We start from the raw sequence: 3,549 nt of genomic DNA, 5'->3' as shown, positions 1-3,549 counted from the left end.
GCACGGCGAATCGCGTTGGCCGCCCAAGGATTTGGTCGGCCGCGTGGTGTGTCGGCGACTCCGTTGCGCGATGTGCAACGCGTGATCGACACCGTCGGCGTGATCCAGATCGACAGCGTCAATGTGCTCGCCCGCAGCCACTACCTGCCCTTCTTCTCCCGGCTCGGTCCGTATGACGCGACCCTCCTCGATCGCATCCGTGATCGCGCGCCCCGGCGGCTGGTGGAGTATTGGGCGCACGAGGCGAGCCTGATCCCGCCAAGCACGTGGCCGCTGCTGGACTTCCGCATGCAGCGCGCCAAGACCGACTCGTGGGGCGGGATGCAGCGCGTCGAGCGCGAGCATCCCGGCCTGGTCGCAGCGGTGCGGGCCGAGATCGAGCGACACGGGCCGATGACCTCGCGCGAGACCGAGGTCGCGCTGGCGCACGACGTGCCCCGGTCGAGGAGCGAGTGGGGCTGGAACTGGTCACTGGTCAAGAACGCCCTGGAGCATCTCTTCTGGGCTGGTGACATCGGATCTGCCGGTCGCACAACGCAATTCGAGCGCCGGTATGACGCGCTCCACCGCGTCCTGCCGCCCGGCATGCGCTCGGCGACCGACCCGGCCGGCCGCCCGGCCCACGATGTCGCGATCACGCGGCTGATCGAGATCGCCGCCCGCGCGCATGGCGTCGGGAGCCTGCAGTGCCTGCGCGACTACTTCCGCATCCCACCGGCGCCGGCAGCGGCGGCCGTGGAACGCCTGGTGGGGGAGGGGACGCTCGTGCCGGCGTCCGTCGAGGGGTGGCGGCGGCCGGCATACGTCCATCGCGACGCGCGCCGGCCGCGGGCGATCACCGCCCGGGCGTTGCTCTCACCCTTCGATTCCCTTGTCTGGCAACGGGATCGAGTGGCGGCGATCTTCGGCTTCGATTACCGGCTGGAGATCTACGTCCCGGCGCCGAAGCGCGTGCACGGCTACTACGTGCTGCCTTTCCTCCTGGGCGACGAGCTGGTCGCGCGAGTGGACTTGAAGTCCGACCGGGCCGCCGGTGTGCTTCGCGTCCAACGGTTGACGTGGGAGCCCGGCCGCGGCGGGCCGGCCGACCGGGCCGAGTTGGTGGCGGAGCTCGACCTGCTCGCCACTTTCCTCGCCCTCCCTGGGCGTCAGCAGGACGTCGTGATCGCGTAACCCCAGGTGCAGGAGTCCTTCAGCGTGCGCTTGCTGTCCCGCAGGTAGGCCGAGTCGCCGGAGTTGTTCCAGACGTACCAGGACTGCTGCCAGTAGATCGAGGACGAGCTGTTGGTGCCCTTCCCCGACTTGACGTAGCTGCCCGCGCGCAGCGAGAAGCTCGGGAACGTGAACACGTGGTTGCTTTTGTCGCGTAGCGTCCACCCGTTCAGCGAGAGCGTGGAACCGGTGTTGTTGACGATCGTGACCTATTCGGCGTTGAGGCTGGAGTTGCTGCCGGGCGGAGATACCTGGACATGTTATCCACGCGTAGGAATGCCGCTGACCAGTCGCCGGCCGACGCGGAGTTGGTCACCACGCTCAGGCTGCCACGTACGCCTCGCCTACGGAGCTAGCCGCTCCCAGTGGTCGGCCGGGCCGATGCTGCCGTCGGGCGCCGTGGCGGCCGCTTCGTGCCCCCAGCGCGTGAAGCCCGCTGATTCGAGGACGGCATTGCTCGCCGCATTGTCGGCGGCGGTCTCGGCGACCAGACGCCGCAGACCGAGGCCGCCCGCCTCGCGCGGCGTGAAGGCGTGCGCCGTGGCGAGCCGGGCCGCCTCCTTTGCCGCGCCCCGGCCCCGCGTCGACGGAAACAGGTAATAGCCCAACTCGGCCGTGTCCGCCGCGTCCAGCGACCCGTCATGGACGAACACCAGCGCCTCGCCCAGCGCCCGATCGCTGCGCGCATCCGCGATGCACCAGTTGACGCTCGTGCCCCGCGACATGACTCCGAGCCGCCGCTCGAACCACGCGGCCCAATTCTCCGGCGTCGGGATCGCCCCCGCCGGCACGAAATGGGCCGGGTGGTCTGCCGATTCCACGCTCTCGCTGTCCGAGTCCCGCCAGGGCCGCAGCCGGATGCCGTCGCCGTCGAGAACGGGGGGCACGTACCACGGCGCGGCCGGCCGGCCGAGATCGTCCTCGGCCCCGACGCTGGCGACCCAGCCGTCGCGCGCCGGATCGCCCGGCACGTCCGCCAACCCCGCGAGTTTCAGCGGCAACAGCCCGTGATGCTGGAAGCCGCACGCCCAGGCGACCCGCCAGGATGCCCAGTTGCCGCGCTCGGCATACCAATACAGCCGCCGCCCACCGCGCTCGGTGAAGTAGTGGCATGCCAGCAGCCGCACGGCCCGCGCCATCACGCCGCGGCCACGGCCGTCCGGGTGCAGGCCGAACCCGACCTCGGCCGTGCCGCCCGGCCGCTCGCGCAGGTCGATGGTCCCGAGATAGCGCTCGGGAGCGCTGACCTCGCAGATGGCCCAGTGCAGATTGCCCTCGCCCGCGTTCCACCCGGCCTCGATCGATGCGAGAAACTCCTGCGCTTGCTTGACGGCATACGGGCGCGGCACCGTCGTCCATCGCATCGAGGCGGGGTCGTTCGACTGTCCGACGATGCCGTCGGCATCGGTGGGGCGGTGGGCGCGCAGCAGCACCACGTCGTCGGTGAGTTCGGGGACACTGGCGGGGAACGGCATACGGCAATCCTCACCTGCGCGCGATGCGCGCGGCCACCGCATTGCCCGCCCGTATGCCGTTCCCTCCCGGAACGTGCCCCCGTCCCGGCACGTTGGGGAAGGGAGCTCGGCCTCGATTAGTCTGGTCGGGTTCCAGGTCGCTATGTCAGGAGTTCCTCCGTGCCCAAGTTGTTCGAGCGCTTGTTGCGCGCCGGTGAATCCCGTGTGGTCAAGCGCCTCGAAGGCATCGCCGCCGCGGTCAACGCCCTCGAAGAGGACTTCGAGAAGATGACCGACGAAGAATTGCGCGGCGAGACCGATCTCTTCCGCGAGCGCATCGCCAAGGGTGAGAGTCTCGACAGCATCCTGCCCGAGGCCTTCGCGGCGGTCCGCGAGGCGTCCAAGCGGACCCTCGGCAAGCGGCACTTCGACGTCCAGATCATGGGTGGCGCCGCGCTGCACATGGGCAATGTCGCCGAGATGAAGACCGGTGAGGGCAAGACCCTCGTCGCGACCTTGCCGTCTTATCTGAACGCGCTCGCAGGCAAGGGCGTGCACGTCGTCACGGTCAACGACTATCTGGCGGAATACCAGTCCGAGTTGATGGGTCGCGTGCACCGCATGCTCGGCCTGGAGACCGGCTGCATCCTCTCGGACATGACGCCTGAGCAGCGCCGCGCCGAATACGCCAAGGACATCACCTATGGCACCAATAACGAGTTCGGCTTCGACTATCTGCGCGATAATATGGCCTGGTCGACCGACGAGCTCGTCCAGCGCGGCCACAACTTCGCCATCGTCGACGAGGTCGACTCCATTCTCATCGACGAGGCCCGCACGCCGCTGATCATCTCCGGGCCGGCCGACCAGGCGACCAAGTGGT

At 69.1% G+C, this 3,549-nt stretch carries 4 protein-coding genes; 2 read left to right on the top strand and 2 right to left on the bottom strand.

The window, feature by feature from the left end:
- Nucleotides 1-1,173: crosslink repair DNA glycosylase YcaQ family protein (locus tag PKH97_RS08270; protein WP_324386931.1), on the top strand; the 1,173-nt coding region annotated here is incomplete at its 5' end.
- On the opposite strand, the gene PKH97_RS08265 is transcribed toward PKH97_RS08270, so the two are convergent.
- Complete coding sequence (locus PKH97_RS08265) at nt 1,149-1,415, bottom strand: lamin tail domain-containing protein (RefSeq protein WP_324386939.1); 267 nt, start codon at nt 1,413-1,415, stop codon at nt 1,149-1,151. The genes PKH97_RS08270 and PKH97_RS08265 overlap by 25 nt on opposite strands.
- A 141-nt stretch (nt 1,416-1,556) precedes the next feature.
- Nucleotides 1,557-2,687, bottom strand: coding sequence for a GNAT family N-acetyltransferase (locus PKH97_RS08260; RefSeq protein WP_324386930.1), 1,131 nt, complete (start codon nt 2,685-2,687; stop codon nt 1,557-1,559).
- Between the two features lie 159 nt (nt 2,688-2,846).
- Between PKH97_RS08260 and PKH97_RS08255 the strand changes: the two genes are divergently transcribed.
- Nucleotides 2,847-3,549 (top strand): DEAD/DEAH box helicase (locus tag PKH97_RS08255; RefSeq protein ID WP_324386929.1); only part of this gene is annotated, 703 nt, incomplete at its 3' end.

The organism is Nostocoides sp., assembly GCF_035343835.1.
GTDB lineage: Bacteria > Actinomycetota > Actinomycetes > Actinomycetales > Dermatophilaceae > Nostocoides_A > Nostocoides_A vanveenii.
Note: the sequence above shows the minus strand (reverse complement) of the source record. Positions and strands in the feature narration are given on the sequence as shown.